19 protein-coding genes and 1 tRNA gene are annotated in these 25,366 nt (G+C 73.6%); 11 read left to right on the top strand and 9 right to left on the bottom strand.

Annotation, left to right across the window (positions count from 1 at the left end):
- Positions 1–91: 91 nt before the first annotated feature.
- The 6 genes from ACF07V_RS26795 to ACF07V_RS26770 all read left to right on the top strand — a co-directional run bounded on the left by ACF07V_RS26795 (position 92) and on the right by ACF07V_RS26770 (position 7,844).
- A complete protein-coding gene (locus ACF07V_RS26795) occupies positions 92–1,270 on the top strand; it encodes a low temperature requirement protein A (RefSeq protein ID WP_392157852.1) in 1,179 nt (392 codons plus the stop codon).
- A gap of 50 nt (positions 1,271–1,320) precedes the next feature.
- Positions 1,321–3,801 carry an ATP-binding protein gene (locus tag ACF07V_RS26790; protein WP_392157850.1) on the top strand — a complete coding sequence of 827 codons (2,481 nt, stop codon included), beginning with the start codon at positions 1,321–1,323 and terminating at the stop codon, positions 3,799–3,801.
- On the top strand, positions 3,798–4,331 hold the full coding sequence (locus tag ACF07V_RS26785; RefSeq protein ID WP_392157849.1) for an AAA family ATPase: 534 nt from the start codon (positions 3,798–3,800) through the stop codon (positions 4,329–4,331). Before ACF07V_RS26790 ends, ACF07V_RS26785 begins: the two co-directional genes overlap by 4 nt.
- 685 nt (positions 4,332–5,016) lie before the next feature.
- Positions 5,017–5,802 (top strand): SDR family oxidoreductase, encoded by a 786-nt coding sequence (locus ACF07V_RS26780; RefSeq protein WP_392157847.1) that lies wholly within the window; start codon positions 5,017–5,019, stop codon positions 5,800–5,802.
- 50 nt (positions 5,803–5,852) lie between these two features.
- Complete coding sequence (locus tag ACF07V_RS26775; protein ID WP_392157845.1) at positions 5,853–6,929, top strand: P1 family peptidase; 1,077 nt, start codon at positions 5,853–5,855, stop codon at positions 6,927–6,929.
- A gap of 72 nt (positions 6,930–7,001) precedes the next feature.
- A complete protein-coding gene (locus tag ACF07V_RS26770; protein ID WP_392157843.1) occupies positions 7,002–7,844 on the top strand; it encodes a DUF6227 family protein in 843 nt (280 codons plus the stop codon).
- Positions 7,845–8,245: 401 nt separating this feature from the next.
- Here the strand turns inward: ACF07V_RS26770 and ACF07V_RS26765 are convergent, their stop codons facing one another.
- The 4 genes from ACF07V_RS26765 to ACF07V_RS26750 form a co-directional block, all read right to left on the bottom strand.
- A complete protein-coding gene (locus ACF07V_RS26765) occupies positions 8,246–10,300 on the bottom strand; it encodes a fructose-specific PTS transporter subunit EIIC (protein WP_392157841.1) in 2,055 nt (684 codons plus the stop codon).
- A complete protein-coding gene (pfkB, locus tag ACF07V_RS26760) occupies positions 10,297–11,250 on the bottom strand; it encodes a 1-phosphofructokinase (RefSeq protein ID WP_392157839.1) in 954 nt (317 codons plus the stop codon). The genes ACF07V_RS26765 and pfkB overlap by 4 nt, the downstream gene beginning before the upstream one ends.
- Positions 11,247–12,008, bottom strand: a complete 762-nt coding sequence (locus ACF07V_RS26755) for a DeoR/GlpR family DNA-binding transcription regulator (RefSeq protein WP_392157837.1) — start codon at positions 12,006–12,008, stop codon at positions 11,247–11,249. The genes pfkB and ACF07V_RS26755 overlap by 4 nt, the downstream gene beginning before the upstream one ends.
- Before the next feature lie 182 nt (positions 12,009–12,190).
- Positions 12,191–13,720 carry an MFS transporter gene (locus ACF07V_RS26750; protein ID WP_392157835.1) on the bottom strand — a complete coding sequence of 510 codons (1,530 nt, stop codon included), beginning with the start codon at positions 13,718–13,720 and terminating at the stop codon, positions 12,191–12,193.
- 62 nt (positions 13,721–13,782) lie between these two features.
- On the opposite strand from ACF07V_RS26750, the gene ACF07V_RS26745 reads away from it, so the two are divergent.
- The gene (locus ACF07V_RS26745) at positions 13,783–14,742 is read left to right on the top strand and encodes a helix-turn-helix transcriptional regulator (RefSeq protein ID WP_392157834.1); all 960 of its coding nucleotides are present in this window, start codon (positions 13,783–13,785) and stop codon (positions 14,740–14,742) included.
- A 406-nt stretch (positions 14,743–15,148) separates the two neighbouring features.
- On the opposite strand, the gene ACF07V_RS26740 is transcribed toward ACF07V_RS26745, so the two are convergent.
- Positions 15,149–16,147, bottom strand: a complete 999-nt coding sequence (locus ACF07V_RS26740) for an RNA polymerase sigma factor RpoD/SigA (RefSeq protein WP_392157832.1) — start codon at positions 16,145–16,147, stop codon at positions 15,149–15,151.
- A gap of 613 nt (positions 16,148–16,760) precedes the next feature.
- On the opposite strand from ACF07V_RS26740, the gene ACF07V_RS26735 reads away from it, so the two are divergent.
- Positions 16,761–17,768 carry a questin oxidase family protein gene (locus ACF07V_RS26735; RefSeq protein ID WP_392157830.1) on the top strand — a complete coding sequence of 336 codons (1,008 nt, stop codon included), beginning with the start codon at positions 16,761–16,763 and terminating at the stop codon, positions 17,766–17,768.
- 3 nt (positions 17,769–17,771) lie between these two features.
- Here the strand turns inward: ACF07V_RS26735 and ACF07V_RS26730 are convergent, their stop codons facing one another.
- Positions 17,772–18,584 carry a dioxygenase gene (locus tag ACF07V_RS26730; protein WP_392157828.1) on the bottom strand — a complete coding sequence of 271 codons (813 nt, stop codon included), beginning with the start codon at positions 18,582–18,584 and terminating at the stop codon, positions 17,772–17,774.
- Positions 18,585–18,665: 81 nt separating this feature from the next.
- Here ACF07V_RS26730 and ACF07V_RS26725 point away from each other — a divergent pair, with 81 nt between their 5' ends.
- Positions 18,666–19,172 carry a MarR family winged helix-turn-helix transcriptional regulator gene (locus tag ACF07V_RS26725; protein WP_392157826.1) on the top strand — a complete coding sequence of 169 codons (507 nt, stop codon included), beginning with the start codon at positions 18,666–18,668 and terminating at the stop codon, positions 19,170–19,172.
- A 267-nt stretch (positions 19,173–19,439) separates the two neighbouring features.
- Here the strand turns inward: ACF07V_RS26725 and ACF07V_RS26720 are convergent, their stop codons facing one another.
- Positions 19,440–20,969 carry an MFS transporter gene (locus ACF07V_RS26720; RefSeq protein WP_392157824.1) on the bottom strand — a complete coding sequence of 510 codons (1,530 nt, stop codon included), beginning with the start codon at positions 20,967–20,969 and terminating at the stop codon, positions 19,440–19,442.
- 169 nt (positions 20,970–21,138) lie between these two features.
- Positions 21,139–21,819 carry a TetR/AcrR family transcriptional regulator gene (locus ACF07V_RS26715; protein ID WP_392157822.1) on the bottom strand — a complete coding sequence of 227 codons (681 nt, stop codon included), beginning with the start codon at positions 21,817–21,819 and terminating at the stop codon, positions 21,139–21,141.
- A gap of 248 nt (positions 21,820–22,067) precedes the next feature.
- Between ACF07V_RS26715 and ACF07V_RS26710 the strand changes: the two genes are divergently transcribed.
- Entirely contained in the window at positions 22,068–23,339 is a 1,272-nt protein-coding gene (locus tag ACF07V_RS26710) for a M6 family metalloprotease domain-containing protein (RefSeq protein WP_392157820.1), read from the top strand.
- Here the strand turns inward: ACF07V_RS26710 and ACF07V_RS26705 are convergent.
- Positions 23,326–25,092, bottom strand: a complete 1,767-nt coding sequence (locus ACF07V_RS26705; RefSeq protein ID WP_392157819.1) for a class I adenylate-forming enzyme family protein — start codon at positions 25,090–25,092, stop codon at positions 23,326–23,328. The two genes, ACF07V_RS26710 and ACF07V_RS26705, sit on opposite strands and share 14 nt — an antisense overlap.
- Positions 25,093–25,114: 22 nt before the next feature.
- Here ACF07V_RS26705 and ACF07V_RS26700 point away from each other — a divergent pair.
- Positions 25,115–25,187 (top strand) — tRNA-Arg (locus ACF07V_RS26700).
- The last annotated feature ends 179 nt before the right edge of the window (positions 25,188–25,366 follow it).

The following is a 25,366-nucleotide window of genomic DNA, read 5'->3' as shown; positions in this document are numbered from 1 at the left end:
GCGAACGGTATGAAGGGAGCGAAGGGCGCGAACGGCACGAAGGGCGTGGCACGCGAGCGGGCCCGCCGCCCGCTCTGCTGTGCTGGGGCGCATGACACAACCGTTCCTGCCCCTCACCGCCCGCTCCCGCGAGGAGTCGCACCGGGTCGCCACGTCCCTGGAGCTCTTCTTCGACCTGTGCTTCGTCGTGGCCGTCGCCCAGGCCGGCGCCGAACTCGTCCACGCGATCGCCGAGGGCCACGCGGGCCAGGGCATCCTCAATTACGCGATGGTCTTCTTCGCCATCTGGTGGGCCTGGATGAACTTCTCCTGGTTCGCCTCCGCTTACGACAACGACGACGTCCTCTACCGGGTCATCACCCTCGTCCAGATCGCCGGTGTGCTCGTGCTCGCCGCCGGCGTCTCGAGCGCCTTCGAGGAGCACGACTTCCTCGTCGTCTACCTCGGCTACCTCGTGATGCGCCTCGCGATGGCCTCGCAGTGGCTGCGCGCCGCCCACCACGCCACCGACCCGGCCGAGCGGACGATGTGCCGCCGGTACGCGGGCGGGGTCGTCACCGTCCAGGCCGGCTGGCTCGCGCTGGTCCTGGCGCCCGAGCCGGCCCGCCCGTGGGTCTTCCTGGTGATGGTCTTCGCCGAGCTGGCCGTTCCGCTGTACGCGGAGAAGGACGCGGTCAGCGCCTGGCACCCGCACCACATCGCCGAGCGGTACGGCCTGTTCACCATCATCGTGCTCGGCGAGACCGTCGCCGCCGCGACCGTCGCCGTGAAGACGGGCATCACCGAGAACGACGCCCTCGGCGAGGTGATCCCGATCGCCGCGGGCGGTCTGCTGCTGGTCTTCGCCGCCTGGTGGATCTACTTCGTCGTGCCCGCCCACGACCGGCTGACCTCCAGCCGCCAGGCCTTCCTGTGGGGCTACGGCCACTACGTGATCTTCGCGTCGGCGGCCGCCGTCGGCGCGGGTCTGGAGATCGCCGTCGAGCAGGCCGTGGGCGAGGCCCACATCTCCACGCTCGCCGCCTCCGCCGCCGTGACGATCCCGTCGGCCGTGTTCCTGCTGTCGGTGTGGCTGCTGCACGCCCGCTACTTCAAGGTCGGCATCGCCCAGCAAATGGTCCTTCCGGTCTCGTCGTTCCTGATCCTGATGTGCACGTTCGCGGGCCACTGGGCGGTGCTCGCGGCGGGGCTCGTCGCGGCGGCGACGGTCGCCGTCGGGGTCACCCTGACCGCCCGCAACCCGGCCACGCGCGCGCGGGCGACGGCCTGAGGAACCCGGGAGGCTGGAGGATCCGCCGTCCGCCGGGACACAATCCGCACATGATCTTCCGCCTGCTCGGGCCGCTCGCGACAGCCGACGCCTCCGGCGCCCCGATGCCCGCCGTCGGCGGACCCAAGGTCCGCGCCCTGCTGGTCCGGCTCCTCCTCGACGCGGGCAGGACCGTCCCGGTGGAGCGGCTCGTCGACGGTCTCTACGGGGACGAGCCCCCGGCCGGCGCCCAGGGGGCGCTGCAGGCACAGGTCTCGCGGCTGCGCCGGGCCCTGCCGCCGGGCGTGGGGGTGGAGTTCTCGCCCGCCGGGTACCGGCTGACCGTCGGAGATCCCGCCACGGACGTGGACGTCCTGCGGTTCGAGGCGCTGGCGCGGGAGGGTGCGCGGGCCGCCGCGGCGGGCGACCCCGGCCGCGCGGCCGTCCTGCTGCGGGAGGCCCTCGGGCTCTGGCGGGGGCCGGCGCTGGCCGACGTACGGGACGCGCCGTTCGCCGCGGGCCAGGCGGCCCGGCTGGACGGGATGCGGCTGGACGCGGTGGAGGAGTGGGCGGCCGCCGAACTGACCGTCGGCGGTGACCCGGGCGTCCTCGTACGGGAGTTGGAGTGGGCCGTCCGGGAGCAGCCGCTGCGGGAGCGGCTGCGGGGCCTGCAGATGCGGGCGCTCGGCGCCGCGGGCCGGCAGGCGGAGGCGCTGGCCGTGTACGAGGAGGTGCGGGCGGCCCTGGCCGAGGAGCTGGGGGCCGATCCGTCGCCGGACCTGTCCGCCGTACATCTGGAGCTGCTGCGGGGCGGGCCGGCGGCGGCGCCGGGGCGGACGTCTCCGCCGCTGCCCGCGCCGCTGACGGACTTCGTGGGCCGCGAGCGGGAACGGGAGCGCCTGACCGGCCTGTTGGCGGCCGCGCGGCTCGTGACCCTCGTGGGCCCGGGCGGCGCGGGCAAGACGCGCCTCGCCATCGAGGTGGGGGCGGGGCTGCCGGGCGAGGTGCGGTTCGTGGACCTGGGGGTGGTGGCGGGCACTCCGGGCGCTCGTACCGGCGACTCGTCCGCCGACGTCGCGGAGGCGTTCGCCGCGGCACTCGGGGTGCGGGGTGCCGCGCGGCTCGAAGGGGCCCTCGCCGGGCGGCCGGTGGTGCTGATCGTGGACAACTGCGAGCACGTCGTCGTGGAGACGGCGGTCCTCGTACGGCGTCTGCTGGCCGCCTGCCCGGGGCTGCGGGTCCTGACGACGAGCCGTGAGGCCCTCGGGATCACCGGGGAGTCCCTGCTGCCGCTCGGCGCGCTGGCTCCCGGGGCGGCGGAGGAGCTGTTCGTACGGCGGGCCGCGGCGGTCAGGCCCGGATTCACGGGGCACGCGCGCGTGGCGGAGCTCTGCGCCGGCCTCGACGGGCTGCCGCTCGCCGTCGAGCTGGCGGCGGCCCGGCTGCGGACGCTGTCCGTGGAGGAGCTGGCGGACGGGCTCGGCGAGCGGTTCGAGCTGCTGTCGCGCGGGGACCGCACCGCGCCGGAGCGGCACCGCACGCTGCGGGCCGTGGTGGAGTGGAGCTGGTCGCTCCTCGAACCCGGCGAACAGGAACTGGCGGCGCGCCTCTCGGTGTTCCGCGGCGGGGCGACGGCGGAGGCCGTGACCCGGGTGTGCGGGGCGGGCGCGGGACCGCTGGCGTCGCTCGTGGAGAAGTCGCTGGTGGAGGTACGGGACGACGGCCGGTACCGGATGCTGGAGACGATCCGGGCGTACGCCGCCGAGCGGCTCCCGGCCGGGGACCCGGCGCCGGCCGCGCACCACGCGTACTACCGGGAGCTCGCCGAGGCCGCCGATCCCGAACTACGCGGACCCGCCCAGCTGGAGTGGCTCGCGCGGCTCGACGCGGAGGACGCGAACCTGCGGGCGGCGCTGCGGCGGGGCACGCCGGAGGAGGGGCTGCGGCTGGTGGCGGCGCTCAGCCCGTACTGGTGGCTGCGCGGCCTGCGCGGCACGGTGGCGGCGCCGGTCGCGGAGCTCCTGGACCGGGTGGAGCCCACCGCGGAACGGGGCGAGGAGTACGCGCTGTGCGTCCTCGCGGCGGGCCTCCGGGAGGGCGAACACGTCGACCGGGCCAGGGGGTTCCTCACCGCGGGTACGGCTCCGCTGCGGCAGCCGTACACGGCGTTCCTGTGGTCGACGTCCGTGGGCCCGGTGGAGGGCCTGCGGCTCGGCGACGACGCCTGGTCCCGGTCGCTGGGACTCGTGGGTCACGCGCACCTGACGTCCTCGAAGGCCCTCTTCACGCAGGCCCTCGCGGGGTTCCGGGCGCTCGGGGAGCGGTGGGGGACGGCGACGGCCCTCGAAGGTCTCGCGGGCCTCTCGGCCGAGCCGTTGCCGCTGCTCGGGGAGGCCCTGGCGCTCTTCGAGGAACTGGGAGTCGCCGAGGACGTCGTGGACCTGCTCCGGCGACGGGCGGACGTCCACGAGGCCGCCGGCGACCGCGGGGCGGCGGCGTCCGACCGCGCCCGCGCGGAGGAGACGGCCCGGCGGGCGGGGCTGCGCACGTGAGCGACCGCGCCTTCGTGATCGTCTCGGGCCTGCCCGCGAGCGGAAAGAGCACCCTGGCCCGCGGGCTCGCCACCCGGCTCGGCCTGCCGGTCGTCGACAAGGACGTGATCCTTGAGGCGCTGTACGACTCCCTCGGCGTCGGCGACCAGGCGTGGCGGCACCGGCTGAGCCGGGCCGCCGACGACGTCCTGTACGCGCTGGCCGCCGACGTCGGGCGGGCCGTCCTCGTGAACTGGTGGCACCACGACACGGCCCCGGCGCGCCTCCACGCGCTGGGCGCCCGCCTCGTCGAGGTGCACTGCGCCTGCGACCCGGCGCTCGCCGCCGAACGGTTCCGGGCCCGCCGACGCCACCCGGGCCACCTGGACCAGGACCTCTCCCCCGCGCAGCTCGCCGAACGCGTCGCGGCCTGGTCCGCGCGGCCCGGTCCGCTCGGGGTCGGCGAACGCCGGCTGGTCGTGGACACCAACGTGCGGGTCGCGGCGGACGCGCTCACCGCACTGGCAAAGAAGACCGACACGCTGCTCTAGCCCCCGCGCGGGCAACCGTCCCGCACCCCGCCCACGAGTGGGGATCCGTCCCGCACCCAACCCACCCCCGCGCGGGCAACCGTCCCGCACCCGACCCGCGCGTGGGCAACCGTCCCGCACCCCGCCCCCGCGCGGGCAACCGTCCCGCACCCCACCCACCCGCCGTGTGGGCCCGCGCGCGTGCGGGGCGGTGCCCCCGCCCACCCCCCGTGTGGGCAATCGTCCCGCTGGGGCGATGGGGGTCCCCCTGCTCGAGCGAAGCCGAGAGCTTGGGGGAGGGTGGGCACACGGGACGGCGCGCCTGGCCGCGCCCCCGCCTTCCGCGCCTGGACCCGCACCACCTGTGCGCCGTCACTCGCGGTGCGGGTTCAGGCGCGGGAGCCTCTGGCGCCGGCAGGGCGCGGGTCCGTTGTGCCCACCCGTTCCGCCCCTTGCGGAACGCCTGCCCACAACGGGGTGGGCGGGGCACCGCCCCTTGCGGAAGGCCTGCCCACAACGGGGGGCGGCGGGGCACCGCCCCTTGCGGAACGCATGCCCACAACGTGGGGGGCACCGCCCCGGCGGGACCCGCGCCCGCAGCCGGCGGGCCCGTCAGTCGGTTGTCAGTGGTTTGTCAGCGGGCGGCGCGAGTGTTCCTTCCGTGCCCCGGGGACCCGCCCCGAGGCACGGGACCCAGGAGACCGCCATGCAGCAGAACGCCACCACCCGTACCGCCCTCGTCACCGGCTCCTCCCGGGGCATCGGCCGGGCCCTCGCCCGGCGGCTCGCCCGTGACGGGATGGTCGTCGCCGTGCACTACGGGCAGGACGCCGCCGCCGCGCAGGAGACCGTGGACCTGATCGTCCGGGACGGCGGGCGGGCCTTCTCCGTCGGGGCCGACCTGGCCACGCACGACGGGGTGCTCGCGCTGGTCGAGGGCGTGCGGGCCGGACTCGCCGCCCACACCGGGGAGGCGGCGCTCGACGTCCTGGTCAACAACGCCGCCGCGACGGCCTCGGGCGGGCACCTCGCGGACGAGACGCCGGAGGAGTTCGACCGCGTCTTCGCGGTGAACGTGCGGGCGCCGTACTTCCTCGTGCAGGGCCTGCTGCCGGTGCTCCGGGACGGCGGGCGGATCATCAACATCGGGTCCGCCGTCACCCGGATCGCCCTCGCCGACGAGCTGGCGTACGCGATGACGAAGGGGGCCATGGAGACGTTCACCCGCACCCTCGCCAACGTGGTCGGGGAGCGCCGGATCACCGTCAACACCGTCGCTCCCGGCCCGACGCAGACCGCCTCGCTCACCGCCGCCATGGCGGCGATGCCGCAGCTGGAGAAGATGCTGATCGGCGGTCAGGCGCTGCCCTGGGTCGGTCAGCCGGAGGACATCGCCGACCCGGTGGCCTTCCTGGCCTCGGAGGACGGCCGCTGGATCACCGGAACCGTGATCGACGCCTCGGGCGGCACCTACCTCGGCCCGAAGCGCTGACCCGAACACTGCCCCGAGCGCTCGGCCAAGCACCGTGGTAGGGAGGGGACATGACACTCCCCGAGGAGAACGGCCGTCAGGACTCGATCACCGACGTGACCGGGCTGCGCGTCGGCCACGCGCGCGTGGCCGGGCCCGGCGCGCTGAGCGGCACCACGGTCGTCCTGGCCCCGGAGGGCGGGGTCGTCGCCGCCGTGGACGTACGGGGCGGAGGGCCGGGCACGCGGGAGACGGACGCCCTGGACCCGCGGAACGTGGTCCAGCGGATCGACGCGGTCGTCCTGACCGGCGGCAGCGCGTACGGCCTGGACTCCGCCTCCGGGGTGATGGCCTGGCTGGAGGAGCGGCACCGGGGCGTGCGCGTGGGCCCCGACCCGTCCCATGTCGTGCCGGTCGTGCCCGCCGCGTGCGTCTTCGACCTGGGCCGGGGCGGCGACTTCACGGCCCGCCCGGACGCGGCGACGGGCCGGGCGGCGGTGGAGGCGGCCGCCGCGAGCGGGGACCACGCGCGCGTGGAGACGGGCGCGGTCGGCGCGGGCACCGGGGCCGTGGTCGGCGGACTGCGGGGCGGGGTGGGGACGGCGAGCACCGTCCTGGAGTCGGGGATCACGGTCGGCGCGCTCGTGGTGGTGAACGCGGTGGGCGCGGCCGTCGACCCGGCGAACGGCGTCCCGTACGGCGTCTACTACGACGCGGGCCGGCTCGCCTTCCCGGACACCTCCGTCCACAAGGCGGCCCGGCAGCGCCTCGCGGAGGCGCGCGAGGCATCGGCCCGGCCCCCGCTGAACACCACGCTCGCCGTCGTCGCGACGGACGCGGCGCTCACCCGGTCCCAGGCGCGGAAGGTCGCCGGCACCGCGCACGACGGCATCGCGCGCGGGGTGCGCCCGGTGCACCTGATGAACGACGGGGACACGGTCTTCGCGCTCGCCACCGGGGCCCGGGCACTGCCGGAGGGGCCCGGCCCGCTCGCCCTGAACGAGATCCTCGCGGCGGGCGCGGACCTGGTGACCCGGGCCATCGTCCAGGCGCTCCTCGCCGCCCCGGGCGGTCTGCGCGGCCCGAGCGGCGACTTCCCCTCGTACCGCGAGCTGTACGGGGCGGAGGCGGACGCGTACTCCCGGTAAGCCCAAGGGAGTTGAAGGAAATGGGCGGGAACTTACCAAGCGGGCCCTTCGTTTTCCCGAACCCCGGACCAGATGTCAGACCCAGGGACTACGTTAAGCAAGCACCAAGTGACATGCGGCGACGGCCTGGAGACCCTCTTGAACGATCCGCAGGATCCTCACGATCCGTACGAGACGACCGAGACGCACCTTGAGCGGCTCCTCGGCCGGGCCCTCAACTCCTTCGACCTGCCCGACTCCACCGTCGAGCGCCTCGGCACGGCGCTCGCCCACTCCAGCGCGCTGCACTCCTCGCACCACAGCGCGTCGCTGCACCGCACGACCCACCGCCACACCTATCTGCTCGCCGACGGCAGCGCGCTCAGCCTCTGGGAGCTCGCGCACAACGCCGGCCGGGACGGCACCGAGCAGCACGAGCTGTACGCGGAGGAGTCGGAGGCGCGGCTCGCCGCCTCCCGCCTGCCGACCGGGCCGCTGCCGGGCTGGACGGCGGAGCGCTCCGACGGCCGCGTCCTCGAGGAGGACGACGACCTGGAGCTGCTGAGCGCCCTGCTCGCCCGCCCGATACCCGCCCAGCCCCGGATGTACGTGCCGGACAACTCCGCCGACCACGCGCGCCGCGTCCTGCGCCGCGCGGAGAACGCGGACCGGCCGGGCGAGCGCACGGCCCGTCGGCTCCGGCTGGCCTTCGCGCACCACATCACCCAGGCCTTCGGCCGCCACTGCCCGGTGGAGGGCGGCCGGGACACCGGCTTCACCCTCTACGAGCACCAGTTCCTGCTGCTCGACGGCAGCGAGGTCAGCCTCTGGGAGGTCGAGCACACGGCGACGCCGGACGGCCGGCACATGTGCGAGGTGTACGAGGACGAGCACGCGGCCCGCGGGGCGATGGAGTCCCGCTCCAGGGTCCGCTGACGCACCGCCGCCGCCGCCCCGCCCCGTCCCTTCAGGGGGCGGGGCGGCGGCGGCCCCCGTCGGGCGCTCCACGGCGAACGCCCGGTTGGCGCGGGTCTGTTCGCGGTAGCTCGCCGGCGGGGCCTCCGCCCGGAGACCACGGCAAGGAGCGGCCCCCGCACCACGAGGACGGCCCGCCGCCCTGGGAGACCGGTGACCTCGCGGCCTGTCTGGACCACCAGATCCAGCCGCCGCTGATGGAGGGCCCCCCGACACCCGGGGCGATGCGCGCCCTCCGGTTCATGGGTGACCCGAAGTACGGAGGCACCGTCAACCGGCGCCGGCGGCAGGGGCGAGGGGCGGTGCGCTCGCGGTGCGCACCGCCCCTCTCGGGCGGCCCCCTCCTGTCCAGGGGGCCCGGCTCAGGCCGCCACGGTCACCTTCGCCTCGACGGCCGGCGCGGGTTCGGCCTCGGGAGCGGGCTTCCGGGCGCTCTTGAGGAGGATCACGAGCCCGGCGCTGACGACCGTTCCGGCGGCGATCGCGAGCAGGTAGAGGAACGGGTTGCCGATCAGCGGGATCACGAACACGCCGCCGTGCGGGGCCCGCAGGGTGCACTCGAAGGCCATCGAGAGGGCGCCGGTGACCGCGCCGCCCACCATCGCCGCCGGGATGACCCGCAGCGGGTCGGCGGCCGCGAAGGGGATCGCGCCCTCGGAGATGAACGAGGCCCCGAGGACCCAGGCGGCCTTGCCGTTCTCGCGTTCGGTCCGGGTGAAGAGCCGGCCCCGTACGGTCGTGGCGAGGGCCATCGCGAGCGGCGGCACCATGCCCGCCGCCATCACGGCGGCCATGACCTTGAGGGAGCCCTCGTTGGGGTTGGCGAGGCCGCCGACGGCGAAGGCGTACGCGACCTTGTTGACCGGGCCGCCGAGGTCGAAGCACATCATCAGGCCGAGGATGACGCCGAGGATCACCGCGTTGGCGCCGGAGAGGCCGGAGAGCCAGTCGGTCAGCGCCTTCTGGAGCGAGGCGATCGGCTTGCCCACCACGAGGAACATCAGGAAGCCGACGACGATCGAGGACAACAGCGGGATCACGACCACCGGCATGATGCCCCTGAGGACGGCGGGTATCCGCACCCGCTGGATGGCGAGGACCGTGCCGCCCGCGATCAGACCGGCGACGAGACCGCCGAGGAAGCCCGCGTTGACGGTGAGCGCGATCGCGCCGCCGACGAAGCCGGGGACGAGGCCGGGGCGGTCGGCCATCCCGTACGAGATGTACCCGGCGAGGACCGGTACGAGGAAGCCGAACGCGAGTCCGCCGATCTGGAACATCAGCGCGGCCCAGCTGTCGACCTGGCCCCAGTCGAAGTGCTGGGTGACGGAGGGGGCCTTGTTGATGTCCCAGCCGCCGATGGCGAAGCCGAGGGCGATGAGGAGACCGCCCGCGGCGACGAACGGGACCATGTAACTGACGCCGGACATCAGCCACTTGCGGAGCTTGGTGCCGTAGCCCTCGTCCGGCTCGCCCGCCCTCTCGACGGGCGTGGGCTTCGCGGTGGAGACCTCGCCGCGTGCGGCCTTGTCCCGGACCTCGGCGATGAGTTCGGCGGCGCGGTTGATGCCGGCCTTGACGCCGACGTCGACGGTCGGCTTCCCGGCGAACCGTTCCTTCTCCCGTACGGGCACGTCGTGCGCGAAGATCACGCCGTCGGCGGCGGCGACGACCGCCGGGTCGAGCCGGGTGAACCCGGCCGAGCCCTGCGTCTCGACGGCGACCTCGACCCCGATGGCCTCGCCCGCCTTCTCCAGCGCCTCGGCCGCCATGTAGGTGTGGGCGATGCCGGTGGGGCAGGAGGTGACGGCGACGATCCGGAAGGGCACTCCGGCGACCGGAGCCTCCGGAACGGCCTCGCCGGAAGAGGTCTCCTCCGACGAGGTCTCCTCCGCGGAGGCCTCGGCAGAAGTGGTCCCCACCGAAGGGGCCGTGGCAGAAGAGGTCTCCTCCGCAGGAGCCTCCTCCGGCGGCGCCTCCTCCCCCGCGATCAGCGCCGCCGCCCCCGCCGGGGACGTCGCGGAGCGCAGCGCGTCCGTGAACTCGGCGTCCATGAGGTGGCGCGCCAGGGAGGACAGGATCGTCAGATGGGCGTCGTCCGCGCCCGCCGGGGCGGCGATCAGGAAGATCAGGTCCGCCGGCCCGTCCGGGGCGCCGAAGTCGATGCCGGCGGCGGAGCGGCCGAAGGCGAGGGTGGGTTCGGTGACATGGGTGCTGCGGCAGTGCGGGATGCCGATGCCGCCGTCCAGGCCGGTCGGCATCTGGGCCTCGCGGGCGGCGACGTCCGCGAGGAAGCCGTCGAGGTCGGTCACGCGGCCGCGTGCGGCCATGCGCTCCGCGAGCGAACGGGCCGCCGCTTCCTTGCTGTCGGCGGACAGGTCGAGGTCGACCAGGTCCGCGGTGATCATCCTGCTCATCGCGGGCTCCCATGCTCGCTGAGTACTCGGTCGAGGGGTACGTCGGCGGTCACCGTGACCGCCGACGGGTCCAGGTCGCCCGGGGTGGGCATCTCGCTGCCGGGCAGCTGGACGGCGGCCGCCCCGTGGGCCACGGCGGCCGCGAGGGCCTCGGGGCCTTCGCCGCCGGCCGCGAGGAAGCCGGCGAGGGAGGCGTCGCCGGCGCCGACGTTGGAGCGGACGGCGGCGACGGCGGCGTGGCCGTACCAGACGCCGTCCGCCGTGACGAGGAGCTGGCCGTCGGCGCCGAGGCTGGCGAGGACGGCGCCCGCGCCCAGGTCCCGCAGTTCCTCGGCCGCCTTGACCGCGTCGCCGACGGTGGCGAGCGGGCGGCCGACGGCCTCGGCGAGTTCGTCGGCGTTCGGCTTGACGACGTCGGGGCGGGCGGTGAGCGCCGCGAGCAGGGAGGGGCCCGAGGTGTCGAGGGCGATCCGGGCCCCGGCGCCGTGGGCGCGGGTGACGAGCCGGGCGTACCACTCGGGGGCGAGGCCGCGCGGGAGGCTGCCGCAGCAGGCGATCCAGTCGGCGGCGGGCGAGTGGGCGCCGACGGCGGAGAGCAGGGTCTCGGCTTCCTCGCCGCTCAGCTCCGGGCCCGGCGCGTTGATCTTCGTCAGGGTGCCGTCCGGTTCCGCGAGGGCGATGTTGGAGCGGGTGTGGCCGGTGACGGGGACGGGGGCGACCTCGATGCCCTGGTGCGCGAGGAGCTGGGCGACGAGGGCGCCGGGGGCGCCGCCGAGGGGGACGACGGCGACGGTGCGGTGTCCGGCGGCGGCGACGGCCCGGGAGACGTTGACGCCCTTGCCGCCGGGGTCGACGCGTTCGGCGGCGGCGCGCAGCACCTCGCCGCGCTCCAGGCCGGGGACCTCGTACGTCCGGTCCAGGGAGGGGTTGGGGGTGACGGTGAGGATCATGCGCGTACGACTTCCGTTCCGGTGGCCTCGATGGCCGCGGCGTCCTCGGGGCTGAGCCCGCTGTCGGTGACGATCAGGTCGACGTCGCTCAGGTCGCCGAAGCGGGCGAAGTGCTCCTGGCCGTGCTTGGCGGAGTCGGCGAGGAGCACGACCCGGCGGGCGGCGGCGACGACGGCCCGCTTGACGGCGGCCTCGGCGAGGTCGGGGGTGGTGAGTCCGTGCTCGGCGGAGAAGCCGTTGGCGCCGAGGAAGGCGACGTCGGCGCGGATCTCCCCGTACGCCCTGAGGGCCCAGGCGTCGACGGCGGCGCGGGTGCGGTGGCGGACGCGGCCGCCGACGAGGTGGAGGTCGATGCCGGGGTGGTCGGCGAGCCGGGCGGCGACGGGGAGGGCGTGGGTGACGACGGTCAGCGCGCTGTCGAGCGGGATCTCGGCGGCGAGGCGGGCGAGCGTCGAGCCGGCGTCGAGGACGACGCTGCCCTCCGTGGGGAGTTCGGCGAGGGCGGCGCGGACGATGCGGTCCTTCTCGTCGGCGGCGGTGGACTCGCGCTCGGCGAGGTCGGGCTCGAAGTCGAGCCGTCCGGCGGGGATGGCGCCGCCGTGGACCCGGCGGACGAGTCCGGCCCGGTCGAGGGCCTTGAGGTCGCGCCGTACGGTCTCGGCGGTGACCTGGAACTCCTCGGCGAGGGAGAGGACGTCGACGCGTCCGCTCTCGCGGGCGATCCGGAGGATCTCTTGCTGGCGCTCGGGTGCGTACATGCCTGTCTACGTCCGTTCATGCCCGAACCTGTGGTTTCAGTGTCAGGCTACGCCCGCTTTTCCGCGAAGTAAACGAATCCGGGCATTCAAGCGGGCAGGAACGGACATCGGTCCTGTCCGGGTACGGCAAAGGGCCCTGCCCCCGGGACACATCCCGGGACCAGGGCCCTGTCGTCGAGGGCTCAGTGCGCGAGCACCGGCTCCTTCTCGGCCGTCACCGCCTCGCCGGCGTCGTCACCGCCGCCCTCCAGGTGCTGCTTCGGCTTCGCCGGCAGCGCGAACATCACCAGGAAGATCACGGCGAGCACGCCCGCCGCCCAGCCCAGCGCGTTCTGGAAGGCGTCCGTGAACGCCGCCCCGACCTCGGCCGGAGCCTTCATGAGCCGCTCGTCGTCGATCTGCCCGAAGAAGACCACCGACACCAGGCCGAGTCCGAGCGCGTTGCCCATCTGCCCGGTCGTGTTGATCAGACCCGAGGCCGAACCCGCGTGCTCCTTCGGCACCTCGGACAGCACCGCGTCCGTCAGCGGCGCCACGATCAGGCCCATGCCCAGACCCATGACCACCAGCGGCGGAATCATCTGCCAGGACTCGATCCCGGTCCCGTACCGCCCCGCCACGAAGAAGTAGAGAAGCACGCCCGCGACCATCGTCAGCGCGCCCGCCTGGAGCACCTTCCGGCCGAAGCGCGGCACCAGCTTCTGCACGGACATGCCCGCGGCCACCGAGACCGAGATCGAGAAGGGCACCCCGGTCAGGCCCGCCTTCAGAGCGGTCCAGCCGAGCCCGACCTGCATGTACAGCGTCCAGACCAGGAAGAAGATGCCGAGCACGACACCGAAGGTCAGCTGCACCGCGATACCGGCGGCGAAGCTCTTCACCTTGAACAGCGACAGCTCGACGAGCGGCGAACCGTCCTTCTTCGTCTTGTACTTCTCGTACGCGACGAGGGCAGCGAAGACGAGCAGGCTGCCGGCCATCATCAGGTGACCCCACAGCGGCCAGTCCAGCTCACGGCCGCGCGTCAGCGGGTAGATCAGCATCAGCAGCGCGGCCGTCACCAGGAGCACGCCGACCAGGTCGAGCTTGAGCGCCTTCGGCGCCTTCGACTCGGAGATGAACTTCCGGCCCAGGATCAGGGCCGCGACGCCCACCGGCAGGTTGATCAGGAAGATCGGACGCCACTCCAGGTCCGCGATGTTCCACTGGGTGAGCAGCGCGCCGAGCAGCGGGCCCGAGACCGCGCCGAGGCCGATGATCGCGCCGAACATCCCGAAGACCTTGCCCCGCTCGTGCGCCGGGAAGGTGGCGTGCACGATCGACAGGACCTGCGGCACCATCAGCGCGGCCGTCGCGCCCTGCAGCAGACGGGAGCCGACCAGCATCTCCTGGTTGGCCGCGAAGCCGCAGAGCGCCGAGGCGAGGGTGAAGCCGGCGGTGCCGATGAGGAAGAGGCGCTTGCGGCCGTAGATGTCCCCGAGGCGCCCGCCGGTGATGAGACCGGCGGCGAACGCGAGTGCGTACCCGGCGGTGATCCACTGGATCACCGCCGACGAGGCGCCCAGGTCCTTCTCGATGCTGGGGATCGCGATGTTGACGATCGTGGCGTCGACCAGGTCCATGAAGGCGGCGGTCATGACGATGGCGAGGGCGATCCAGCGCCGCTTGTCGCTGGCCACTGCTGCTTCGGTGGCGGCGTCGTGTGAACTCATACGAAGAAGATAGAAGTCATATAGGTCAGGTCGTGTCCTAGATGAACGGCATCCTGGAAGACATGACGGACACCCCGGCACGACTCCTGAATCTGCTCTCGCTCCTCCAGACCCCGCGCGAGTGGCCCGGAAGCGAGCTCGCCGAACGGCTCTCGGTCTCCCCCCGCACCATCCGCCGCGACATCGACCGGCTCCGCGACCTCGGCTACCCCGTCGAGGCGACCATGGGCGCCGTCGGCGGCTACCGTCTCGTCGCCGGTACGGCCATGCCGCCGCTGCTCCTCGACGACGAGGAGGCCGTCGCGATCGCCGTCGGCCTGCGCGCCGGGGCCGGGCACGCCATCGAGGGCGTCGACGAGGCGTCCGTACGGGCCCTGGCCAAGCTGGAGCAGGTGCTGCCCGCGCGGCTCCGGCACCGGGTCTCCACCCTCCAGAACGCGACGATCCCGCTGACCCGCGGCGACGGCGCGACGGTCGCCCCGGCCACCCTGACGGCGCTGGCGGGCGCGGTCACGGGGCGGGAGAAACTGCGGTTCGGCTACCGGGCGGGGGACGGCACCGAGACGAAACGCCTGGTCGAGCCGTACCGGCTGGTGTCGACCGGGCGGCGCTGGTACCTCGTCGCGTACGACCTGGGGCGCGAGGACTGGCGTACGTTCCGGGTGGACCGGGTGACCGACCCGCTCGCCACCGGGGCCCGCTTCACGCCGCGCGAGCTGCCGACGGGGGACGCGGCCACGTACATGGCGCGCTCGATGGCACGGTCCCAGGGCGAGGTCGACCTCGACGTGACCTTCGCGGCCCCGGCCGAGTTCGTCGTGGCCCGCCTCCCGTCCCACCTCGTCCCGGTCGCCGAGGGCCCGGACCACTGCCGGCTCCGCGCCCGCGTCACGGACTCGGTGGAATGGCTGGCCCTGCGGCTGGCCCTCATGGACATCGACTTCACGGTCCACGGCCCGGAGCCGCTGATCACGTACATGCGGGACCTGTCGGTCCGACTGGCCTCGGCAACGACACGCTGACGCCGTCGCTGCGGGCAATCGTTCCACCGGGGCGGCGCCCACCCCCGTGTGGGCAATCGTCCCGCAGGGCGGGACGGGTCGGCACACGGGACGGCGCCGCCTCGGCAACGACACGCTGACGCCGTCGCTGCGGGCAATCGTTCCACCGGGGCGGCGCCCACCCCCGTGTGGGCAATCGTCCCGCAGGGCGGGACGGGTGGGCACACGGGACGGCGCCCATGCGGGCGCCTCCGCCTTCCGCGCCTGGACCCGCACCCCAGTGGCGGCCCGCCCGTGGTGCGGGTTCAGGCGCGGAAGCCTGGGCCCGGCAAGGGGCGCCGTTCCGTTGTGCCCACCCGTTCCGCCCCAGCGGAACAACTGCCCACAACGGGGTGGGCGCCGCCCGGACCCGCCCCCGCCGGCCGCTCTAGGCCACCGCGTCGAAGCCCGTGTCGTGCGCCATCTTCTTCAGTTCCAGCAGCGCGTGCTTCTCGATCTGCCGGATCCGCTCGCGCGTCAGCCCGTGCTCCTTGCCGACCTCCGTCAGCGTCCGCTCGCGGCCGTCCTCGATCCCGTACCGCATGCGGATGATCGACGCGGTCCGGTGGTCGAGCTTGTCGATGAGGTCGTCCAGCTCCTCGCTGCGCAGCAGGGTCAGGACCGACTGCTCGGGCGAGATCGCCGAGGTGTCCTCCAGGAGGTCGCCGAACTGGGTCTCGCCCTCGTCGTCCACCCCCATGTTCAGCGAGACCGGGTCCCGCGCCCAGTCCAGGACGTCGACGACGCGCTCCGGCGTCGAGCCGAGCTCGGTGGCGATCTCGGCGGGCTCGGGCTCGCGCCCGTTCTCCCGGTTGAACTCGCGCTGCACCCGGCGGATCCGGCCGAGCTCCTCCACCAGGTGGACGGGGAGCCGGATGGTCCGGGACTGGTCGGCGATGGACCGGGTGATGGCCTGGCGGATCCACCACGTGGCGTACGTGGAGAACTTGAAGCCCTTCGCGTAGTCGAACTTCTCGACCGCGCGCACGAGGCCCGCGTTCCCCTCCTGGATCAGGTCGAGGAGCGGCAGCCCGCTGCGCGGATAGCGCCGCGCGACGGCCACCACGAGCCGGAGGTTGGACTTGATGAAGAGGTCCTTGGCACGCTCGCCCTCGGCGACCAGCGCCTCGAGCTCCTCGCGGGTCGCGCCGCCCTCGCTCTCCACCGCCTGATCGAGTATCTGCTGGGCGTAGACGCCCGCCTCGATCGTCTGGGAGAGCTCGACCTCCTTGGCGGCGTCGAGCAGGGGCGTGCGCGCGATCTCGTCGAGGTACATGCCGACCAGGTCGCGGTCGGCGATCTCCCCGCCCACGGCGCGAACGCTGCTTGCCCGTGCGGCCCCGCTCTGGGCGGAGGTCTGACGACGGGCGACGGCACGGGTTGCCATGCGTGCTCCCTTGCTGAGTAGGTCGCGACACCCTTTCGGGTGCCCTGCATCCGACGGAAACAACGACTGGAATCAGGACAGAATTCCCACCCGGCACATGGATTTTCGCGATCATGCAGTATCCTGCGCGGCCGCCGCCCCCGCGGGCATACCGCAGGAACCCGTGGAGGTGCAGGTCAGACCGGGCACGGAGGTGAAACGGCGCCCCTCGCGGGAGCACCCGACCACGCTGTCGGTGAGACCGCGATCACATGCGGCGCCACCCCTACAGACGCCACCGCGCGACCCACGGTTGCCTCCACCGCACCTCCTCCCCCACGGGCCGCGCCCCTCCGCCGCACCTCCTCCCCCACGGGCCGCGCCCCTCCGCCGCACCTCCTCCCCCACGAGCCGCGCCCCTCCGCCGCACCTCCTCCCCCACGGGCCGCGCCCCTCCGCCCCCTCCTCACCCACGAGCCGCGCCCCTCCGCCCCCCCTCACCCACGAGCCGCACCCCCTCCGCGCCCCTCCTCACCCACGCGCCGCGCCCCCTCCTCCCCTCTCCGCACTCCGCCCTGCGGCCTAGGTCCCCAGCCCGTTCCGCCGTACCGCTCCCCCGGCCTAGCGTCGCCCCATGACCGACACCACCGGCACCCTCGACGAGGCACTCGAACGGCTCCACACCACGGGACCCGAGCGCAACGGCTGGCTCACCAACCACGCCCCCATGGCCGTCGAGGCCCTGGTCCGTCACGGCCAGGCCCCGGCCGTCCACCGCTGGCTCGACCACTACGCGGCCAAGCTGGAGGAGCTGCCGCCCGCGCACACCCCGGTCACGGTGGGCTCCTGGCGGGAGGCGCTCGGCGATCCCGCCCGCAGCACCGACTGGACCCGTTTCTTCTCCCGCGAGCTGACGGACCGGCCCTGGCGGTCGGTGCTCGCCGAATGGTGGCCCCGGCTGCTGCCCGGCATCGCGGGCGGGGCGACCCATCCGGTGATCCGTACCGGGCACGCCGTACGGACCCTGCTCACGACGGAGGAGACGGCGCCGCGCCGCGCCGAGCTGGCGCACGCCCTCGGCTACTGGGCGGCCCGCCACCAGCCGCTCCCGCCGCTCACCCCGCTGGCCGTGGCACCGACGGCGGCGGCCGCGCTGGACGCCGTACCGCCCGTTCCGGAGCAGGACGGCGGGATCCGGGACCGGCTCGCGCAGCTGACGGCGTTCCCGGCGTGGGGCGGGGCCGCGGACCCGGACACGGCGAAGGAGCTGCTCGCCGAGCTGGTGACGGCGGCGACGCACCGGTACGCCTCCCACGGCCACGGCGAGCCGATCATGCTGGTCCACGCGGCGACCGCGCCGAACGCGGTCCTGCGGGCCCTTCCCGCGCTCCCCCGCGAGCTGTGGGCGCCGAGCGTGGCGGCGGCCTGGGCGGCGGCGGCCGCGGTGACGGCGGCCTACACGCCGCGCGAGGCCGCCCCGTACACCGGGACCGGGCTGAGCCCCGAGGAGGTCTTCGCGCGGGCGGCCGCGCACGGCGACGACCACACGATCAAGTTCACGGACACGGCGCTCGACGTGGGCGACCCGCCCGCCCTGGCCGCCGCCGTCCGCTCGATCGACCTCAACCCGCCGGTCCTCTGAGGCTCAGCCGAACTGGACCGACCGCTTGGCCAGTCCCATCCAGAAGCCGTCGATCACCGACCGCTCCGCGTCGAGGTCGCCGGCCGCGTCCGCGGCGCCCATGGTGACGAAGAGCGGGGCGAAGTGCTCGGTACGGGGGTGGGCTAGGCGGCCCGCGGGCGACTTGTGCTCGAAGTCCAGGAGGGCGTCGACGTCGTGCGCGGCGAGCGCCTCGCTGCCCCAGGCGTCGAACTCGGCGGACCAGCCCGGGACGCCGGGGCCGGTGTGCCGGAGGGCGGCGAGGTTGTGGGTGAAGAAGCCGCTGCCGACGATCAGGACGCCCTCGTCGCGCAGCGGGGCGAGCTTGCGCCCGATGTCCATGAGCCGGCGCGGGTCGAGGGTGGGCATGGAGATCTGGAGGACGGGGATGTCGGCGCCGGGGAACATCTCGACGAGCGGCACGTACGCGCCGTGGTCGAGGCCCCGGTCGGGGATGTCCTGCACGGGGGTGCCGGGGGCGCGGAGCAGCTTGCGGACGGCCTCGGCGAGCTGCGGGGCGCCGGGAGCGGCGTACTGGACGCGGTAGTAGTGCTCGGGAAAGCCCCAGAAGTCGTAGACGAGGGGGACGGTCTCGGTGGCACCGAGCGCGAGCGGGGCCTCCTCCCAGTGGGCGGAGACCATGAGGATCGCCTTGGGGCGCGGGAGGCCGGCGGACCAGGCGGCGAGCTCGCCGGGCCAGACGGGGTCGTCGGCGAGGGGCGGGGCACCGTGGGACAGGTAGAGGGCGGGCATCCGCGCGCGCGTGGCGTCCGTTTCCCGCGTGGGCGTGGCGTCCATGACGACCTCCATTCTTGAAACTTCAAGCGTTCGGCTTCAGCGTAGACCTACATAGTTCAACTTTCAAGAATGAGTCGTACGATGGGAACCATGGGAGACATGACCGAACCCCGCTGGCTGACCGACGAGGAGCAGCACGTCTGGCGCGCCTACCTGCACGCCACCACGCTCCTCGAAGACCACCTCGACCGCCAGTTGCAGCGCGACGCCGGAATGCCGCACGTCTACTACGGGCTCCTCGTCCAGCTCTCCCAGGCCCCGCGCCGCCGGCTGCGGATGACCGAACTGGCCCGGAGCGCCAAGATCACCCGCTCCCGCCTCTCCCACGCGATCGCCCGCCTGGAGAAGAACGGCTGGGTACGGCGCGAGGACTGCCCCTCCGACAAGCGCGGCCAGTTCGCCCAGCTGACGGACGAGGGGATGGAGGTCCTCCGGCAGAACGCGCCCGGACATGTGGCGGCCGTCCGCCAGGCCATGTTCGACCGGCTCTCCCCGGAGCAGGTGGAGCAGCTCGGCGCGATCATGCGCGTGATGGCCGAGGGCCTCGAACCCACGGACGCGCACGCGGACCTGCCCTGGCTCCGCTGAGCGAGCGAGCCTGAAAACGGGCCCGCCCCGACCCTGCTGAGGCCCTGCTGAGCGACCGATCCCGAGAACGGCCCGGCCCCGGCCCCGCAGGACGAGCGCCCCCGAGAACGGCCCGGCCCCGACCCCGGCTCCGGCCCCGACCCCGACCCCGGCTCCGGCCCCGGCCCCGGCCCCGGCCCCGGCCCCGCAGAGCAAAACAGCCCTGCCCCGGCTCCGCAGACAAGCGGAGCCGGGGCAGGGCCACGTACGCGGCCGGGATCAGCGGGATCAGTGGGCGACGACGGGCACCTTCACCTCGTCCTCGACCCCCGAGCCGGACGCGGCGACCGCGCCGGTCCCCGGCTTCCCGGTGTTGATGAGGACCGCGGCGATCGTGGCCGCGAGGACCAGGATGCCGACCGCCCACCAGATGGCCGCGGCGTACCCCTCGACCATGCCCTGGAGCTGGAGCAGCTTCTGCGCGTCCGGGGTGGTCGCGCCGGCGGCGTGGTCGGTCAGGTAGGCGGTGGTCGCCGAGGCGGCGATCGTGTTCAGCAGGGCCGTACCGATGGCGCCGCCGACCTGCTGGGAGGTGTTGACCATCGCGGAGGCCACACCGGCGTCCCGCGGGTCCACGCCGATCGTCGCGAGCGACATGGCCGGCATGAACGCCGTACCCATGCCCAGGCCGAGGAGCAGCTGCGCGGGCAGGATCAGCCCGGCGTACGAGGTGCCGATCTCCAGCTGGGTGAGGAGCAGCATGCCGATGCCGGCGGTCAGGAAGCCCGGGGCCATCAGGAACCGCGGCGGGACGCGGGTCATCAGGCGCGTGCCGATCTGGGTCGAGCCCGTGATCATGCCGACGATCATCGGCAGGAACGCGAAGCCCGTCTTGACCGGCGAGTACCCCTTCACGACCTGGAGGTAGTACGTCAGGAAGAGGAACAGGCCGAACATCGCGATGACGGCGAGACCCAGCGACAGGTAGACACCGCCGCGGTTGCGGTTGGCCACGACGCGCAGCGGCAGCAGCGGGAACCTGACCCGCGACTCGGTGAGCGCGAAGGCGATGAGCAGCACGCCGGAGGCGACGAAGAGGCCGATCGTGCCGGAGTCGCTCCAGCCCGCGGACTCGGCGCGGGTGAAGCCGTAGACGAGCGCGACCAGACCGAGGGTGGAGAGGATCACGCCGGGGATGTCGAGCGGCGAGCGGTTGCGGCCGCCCTCGGGCTCACGGACGACGAGGTACGCGCCGACGGCGGCGACCACGGCGAACGGGATGTTGACGAAGAACGTCCAGCGCCAGTTCAGGTACTGGGTCAGGAAGCCGCCGAGGATCAGGCCCACGGCGCCGCCGCCACCGGCGATCGCGCCGTAGATGCCGAAGGCCTTCGCGCGCTCCTTGGCGTCGGTGAAGGTCACGGCGAGCAGCGAGAGCGCGGCGGGCGCCAGGAGCGCGCCGAAGGCGCCCTGGAGCGCACGGGCTCCGAGCATCATGGCCTCGCCGGTCGCGGCCCCGCCGAGGGCGGAGGCGGCGGCGAAGCCGATGAGGCCGGTGACGAAGGTGCGCTTGCGGCCCCACAGGTCGGCGATGCGGCCGCCGAAGAGGAGGAGTCCGCCGAAGGCGAGGGCGTAGGCGGTGATGACCCACTGCCGGTTGCCGTCCGAGATCCCGAGGTCCTGCTGGGCGGAGGGCAGCGCGATGTTCACGATGGTCGCGTCGAGCACGACCATCAGCTGGGCGAGGGCGATGAAGATCAGGGCTTTCCAGCGGCCGGGGTCGGCCTGGATCGCGGGCTTCTCGGGGATTTTCGGCATGGGGGTAGCCACCTCTTGGCGCGTACTGGTGAAAAAGGGCGTAAGGACGTGCGGGACGTGCGGGACGTGCGGGACGTGCGGGACGTGCGGGACGTGCGGGACGTGCGGGACGTGCGGGACGTGCGGGACGTGCGGGTTACATGAGTTCAGGGGCGCCGGACGGGGGCGCTCACGACGCGGAGCACGCGTCGCGTCTCAGGTCCTCCAGGGTCACGGCCCTGCCGGGCAGTTCGGAGCGGGCGGGCGCCTCCAGGCCGTCGAGGAACAGCTGCAGATGGCGGTGGACGAACTGGTCGAAGGCCCCGCAGGCGGAGCCGGGCAGCGGACGGGTCAGCTGGGAGATGGCCACCATGAGGTCGCCGACGCCGACGTCGGCGCGGAGCCGGCCGGCCCGCTGCGCCCGGTCGACGAGGCCCTGGACGGCCGCCTCCAGGCGCTCGCGTTCGGCCATCAGGTCGGGGTGGTCCTTGTCGAAGGCGCCGTCGAGCATGGGGCACAGGGCTCCGATGCGCTCGTCGGCGGCGGCGTGGGTGAAGCGGCGCAGCGCGACGAAGGGGTCGTCCGCGCCCTCGGCGCCCTGCCCCTCGGCACCCTGCTCGGCGAGCTCGGTGACGCGGGCCATGATCGAGAGGACGACCTCGCGGACGAGGTCGGCGCGCTCGGGGAAGTTCCGGTAGAGGGTGGCGTTCCCGACGCCGGCCCGGCGCGCGATCTCGTCGTAGGGCACCTGGGACCCGAACTCGACGAACATCTCACGGGCCGCCGTCACGATCCGCTCGCGGTTGCGCAGGGCGTCGGCGCGCGGCCGGGGTACGCGGCGGGCGGGCGCGGTGTCGGCGGTGCTGGTCACGCCGGCCTCCTCACTGGCATCCGGGGAAGAATTCCCCGCTTCATCGAACACAGGCGTAAACGGGGACCAGGTCCCCGCTTATTTCCCACCCCGAATGTGACCTGCGCCACAACCCCGCGATCCCCCGGAATACCCACGATCGGACCACCCGACGCGCACACCCGGACCGGGCGACACAGGCTGATCGCACAGCGCGGGCCCGCGGAAGGGGCCGCTGCGCCGACCTGCCCCCACCGGAGAGGCGACGTATGCAGCACCCCCGCCGACGGATACGCAGACCCGTCGCCCTGGCGGCGACCACGGCACTCTCCCTCGCCCTGCTCGTCTCGGCGAGCGCCGGCCTCCCCGGGCCCGCCCCCGCCTCGGCGGGCCCGGTGGCCGCCGCGCCGAGCGGCGCCCAGCTGGGACCGTGCCGCATCGCCACCACGATGGGCGTGCAGATGTCGGAGGGGCTGCCCACGGCCCCCGGATACGTACGCTCCACGGGCCGCGTCAGGGCCCTCAACCTGATGATCGACTTCCCGGACGCCCCCGGGGACGGCACGGCCATGGGCCGCTTCCGCGAGTTCTTCCCGCAGACCGCGGAATGGTTCCGCACCAGCTCGTACGGGCGCCTGCAGTACGAGCCCGAGGCCCCGATACCCGACTGGCTGCGGATGCCCCGCGCCTTCTCCTCGTACGGGATCGAGCGCGGCTCACCGTACGAACCGGGCTACCGCGCCCTCGTCGAGGACATCGTGAAGGCGGCCGACGCGCGGGTGGACTTCAGTGCGTACGACCTGGTCAACGTCCTCGTCACCCCGAACGCGGGGCCCTCCGCGCTCGACACCGTCCTGTCCGTGACGTTCTCCGGCAACGACGACGCCCCGTACGCCGACGGCGTGCCGCTCGCCAACACGTCCTTCGTCTACAGCCGCCAGGACGACGGCTCCGGCAGCTTCGCCGAGACCGGCTACCGCGTCCTGCCGCACGAGAACGGTCACGTCTTCGGGCTGCCCGACCTCTACACCTCGGACGGCGGCGGCACCGTCGGACACTGGGACATCATGTCCGAGGACTGGGGCGCCAACAACGACCTGCTGGGCTGGCACAAGTGGAAACTGGGCTGGCTCGACAACGACCAGGTCAGCTGCGCCTCCACCCCCGGCAGCGGCGACTACAGCCTCACGCCGCTCGCGGTCCCCGGCGGCCCCAAGCTCGCGTTCGTCCCGCTCTCCGGAACCTCCGGATACGCGGTCGAGGTCCGCAGCAAGGACGGCAACGACGAGGCCGTCTGCGAGAGCGGCGTCCTGGTCTACCGGGTGGAGTCGGACGTGGACACGGGCCACGGCCCGGTGACGGTGTCCGACAGCGACCGGGCCAGCGGCGGCTGCACCCGCCGGGCCAACGTCCACGCGGAACTGTCGGACGCCCCGTACGGCCCGGGGGAGACGTTCACGGACCGGGCCAACGGCATAAGGATCACCGTCCTGGACGAGGACGGGGCGGGAACGTACCGGGTGCGCATCACCCGCCGCTGACGAGGTCCCTGAGCTGCCCCTTGAGAAGCTTCCCGGTCGGATTCCGCGGCAGCTCCTCCTCCCGTACGAGAACCCGGGCTGGCACCTTGAAGGCGGCGAGGCGCAGACCGACGTGCGCGCGCAGCCCCTCGCCGTCGACATCGGCCCCCTCACGCAACCGCACGACGGCCACGACCTCCTCACCGAGCAGAGGATGCGGAACACCGAACACGGCGGCGTCGACGACGTCGGGATGCCGGTGGAGGGCGGCCTCGACCTCGACGCAGTACACGTTCTCGCCGCCGCGGATCACCATGTCGGTGAGCCGGTCGACGATGCTGACGCGCCCGTGCTGATCGACTCGCGCAAGATCCCCGGTCCGAAACCACCCGTCGTCACCGAAAGCGGCACGGGTGGCGGCCTGATCCCCCCAATACCCCCGAATCAGACTCTGCCCACGCAGCCACAACTCCCCCACCCCCTCGGCATCGGGCCGGTGGATCCGCACCTCGGTGACGGGCGAGGGCCGCCCGACGCTCCCGGGGAACGCCCGGTACTCGGCGCCGACGTTCGACAGGACACCGCCACAGGTCTCGGTCAGCCCGTACCCGTTGCGGGGCTCGATCCGCTCGCCGTACGCCTCGGTGATCCCTCCGACGATCCCGGGCGGGGCGGCGGCACCCCCGGTACTGAGCAGAGTGAGGCTGTCCAGCGGATCACCGTTGCGCCGCGCGAGATCGAGCAGCTGAAGCGCGGTGGTGGGAACCCCGGCGTAATGGGTGACGCGATGCTCGCGGATGAGCCGGAGGGCATGCCCCGCATCCCACTTCCGCATCATCACGAGGGTCCCGCCGGCGGCCATGACGGCGTAGAACGACGTGAACGCGGCGACGTGGAAGAACGGGAACGTGGTCAGGGACACGATCGCGGGCCCGGCCCCGGGCACGTCCCCGCGGGCGAGGGCCGCGGCGGCGGCGAAGTACCGCGGATTCATGGCGGCACCGACCTGCGCGAGGTGGGTGGCGACGGCACCCTTGGGGCGCCCGGTGGTCCCGGAGGTGTAGATGATGGTGGAGTCGTGCTCGGGAAGAACGTCGACGAGGGGCGGCCCGAGGAGGGGATCGTCATCGACGACGTAGGAGACGAACCCGTCTTCGGCCTCGCCCCGGAAGACGATGCCGGGCACGGCGTTCCGTGCGGCCCAAGCCCTCACCCGCCCGACCCGCTCCCCGTCGACGAGCAGCACACCGGGCGAGCAGTCGTCGAGCGCGTAGGCGAACTCGTCCTCGGTCCACCAGGCGTTGAGCGGCACGGCAACGAGCCCGGCGAGCTGCGCGGCCCAGAAGGCGACATGCCACTCGGGCACGTTCCGCATGGCGACAACGACCCGGTCACCGGGCCGAAGCCCGTACTCCCCGACAAGCCGGCGCGCGAGCCCACAGGCGGCGTCGAAGAACTCCCGATAGGTCATCGAGACACTGTCGGCCACAAGAAACACCCGGTCCCCGAACGCCCAGGTCACCTCGACGAACTCCCGCAGAGTCCGCGGCCCCCCGACGTACACCCCACCGTCGACGGCGAAAGGCGCCCCGGACCCACAGAGCCGCTCGACCCCACCAGCCACCACAAGACCTCCTGAACGCACGCCCAGCCACCGGCCACGGGTGACCATCCGGTCATCGCATCGTAAGTGCTGCCCCACGACCACCGAACAGCCCACAGGGCAAACCCCAGAGCCCGATCGGCGCCGGGGGGCGACCCCGACGAGACCCATCCGCTACCCTGTCCCTGGCCATGCCTTCGTAGCTCAGGGGATAGAGCACCGCTCTCCTAAAGCGGGTGTCGCAGGTTCGAATCCTGCCGGGGGCACAAGACCAAAGGGCACCTGCCGGGATCGGTGGGTGCCCTTTGGCGTGGGCCGAGGTCGGTGGGATGGTGACGGGCCGGGCGCCGCGGCGGCAGCGGGGGGAGCTCAAGGCTCAGGTGCTGGTCGTTCTGCGGGAGGCTCGCCAGGCTCGTACCGCTGCGTGGGTGCAGGAGCGGCTGGG

The organism is Streptomyces sp. NPDC015661 (assembly GCF_043077765.1).
Lineage (GTDB): Bacteria > Actinomycetota > Actinomycetes > Streptomycetales > Streptomycetaceae > Streptomyces.
The sequence above is the reverse complement of the archived record's forward strand: the minus strand, read 5'-3'. Positions and strand labels throughout refer to the sequence as shown.

Bases quoted from the DNA above. Each gene is read 5' to 3' on its own strand.
- pfkB (WP_392157839.1), bottom strand. From the start codon at position 11,250: ATGATCCTCACCGTCACCCCCAACCCCTCCCTGGACCGGACGTACGAG.
- ACF07V_RS26775 (WP_392157845.1), top strand. From the start codon at position 5,853: ATGACACTCCCCGAGGAGAACGGCCGTCAGGACTCGATCACCGACGTG.
- ACF07V_RS26705 (WP_392157819.1), bottom strand. From the start codon at position 25,092: ATGGGTCTCGTCGGGGTCGCCCCCCGGCGCCGATCGGGCTCTGGGGTT.
- ACF07V_RS26795 (WP_392157852.1), top strand. From the start codon at position 92: ATGACACAACCGTTCCTGCCCCTCACCGCCCGCTCCCGCGAGGAGTCG.
- ACF07V_RS26755 (WP_392157837.1), bottom strand. From the start codon at position 12,008: ATGTACGCACCCGAGCGCCAGCAAGAGATCCTCCGGATCGCCCGCGAG.
- ACF07V_RS26740 (WP_392157832.1), bottom strand. From the start codon at position 16,147: ATGGCAACCCGTGCCGTCGCCCGTCGTCAGACCTCCGCCCAGAGCGGG.
- ACF07V_RS26765 (WP_392157841.1), bottom strand. From the start codon at position 10,300: ATGAGCAGGATGATCACCGCGGACCTGGTCGACCTCGACCTGTCCGCC.
- ACF07V_RS26710 (WP_392157820.1), top strand. From the start codon at position 22,068: ATGCAGCACCCCCGCCGACGGATACGCAGACCCGTCGCCCTGGCGGCG.
- ACF07V_RS26720 (WP_392157824.1), bottom strand. From the start codon at position 20,969: ATGCCGAAAATCCCCGAGAAGCCCGCGATCCAGGCCGACCCCGGCCGC.
- ACF07V_RS26780 (WP_392157847.1), top strand. From the start codon at position 5,017: ATGCAGCAGAACGCCACCACCCGTACCGCCCTCGTCACCGGCTCCTCC.
- ACF07V_RS26770 (WP_392157843.1), top strand. From the start codon at position 7,002: ATGTCAGACCCAGGGACTACGTTAAGCAAGCACCAAGTGACATGCGGC.
- ACF07V_RS26735 (WP_392157830.1), top strand. From the start codon at position 16,761: ATGACCGACACCACCGGCACCCTCGACGAGGCACTCGAACGGCTCCAC.
- ACF07V_RS26745 (WP_392157834.1), top strand. From the start codon at position 13,783: ATGACGGACACCCCGGCACGACTCCTGAATCTGCTCTCGCTCCTCCAG.
- ACF07V_RS26730 (WP_392157828.1), bottom strand. From the start codon at position 18,584: ATGGACGCCACGCCCACGCGGGAAACGGACGCCACGCGCGCGCGGATG.
- ACF07V_RS26725 (WP_392157826.1), top strand. From the start codon at position 18,666: ATGGGAACCATGGGAGACATGACCGAACCCCGCTGGCTGACCGACGAG.
- ACF07V_RS26790 (WP_392157850.1), top strand. From the start codon at position 1,321: ATGATCTTCCGCCTGCTCGGGCCGCTCGCGACAGCCGACGCCTCCGGC.
- ACF07V_RS26750 (WP_392157835.1), bottom strand. From the start codon at position 13,720: ATGAGTTCACACGACGCCGCCACCGAAGCAGCAGTGGCCAGCGACAAG.